Below are 304 nucleotides of genomic sequence, written 5' to 3' on the forward strand. Positions count from 1 at the left end.
GTATTTTCGATGCCTTCAATGCCCACATCATCGATATTAGTGATACCAATTAACTGTGCAGCCGTTTCACCAGCAGGATAGTAACGACGGGATTCTGATTTAAGGTAAATACCACCAATTTTAAGCTGCTCAATATAGTCAGCAACAGCAGAGGTCACTTGACGTTTAAGATATACAAAGCGCTTTTTAGGATTGTTTTTGACTTTTCTGACCAATACATCGACAGGTTCCTGCAGAACATCAGCAAGGGCTTGCCAACGTCGCATGTCTTTAAATGCATCTTGATCATGAGCATGTTTAGGAT

General features: G+C 40.8%; 1 pseudogene. It reads right to left on the minus strand.

The annotated features are described in order from the left end of the window. Positions 1–304, minus strand: a pseudogene (locus tag AAEZ00_RS20895) (peptidoglycan glycosyltransferase FtsI); the annotation flags it as partial.

Source organism: Shewanella sp. S1-49-MNA-CIBAN-0167 (genome assembly GCF_040310145.1).
Taxonomy (GTDB): Bacteria; Pseudomonadota; Gammaproteobacteria; order Enterobacterales; family Shewanellaceae; genus Shewanella; species Shewanella psychromarinicola.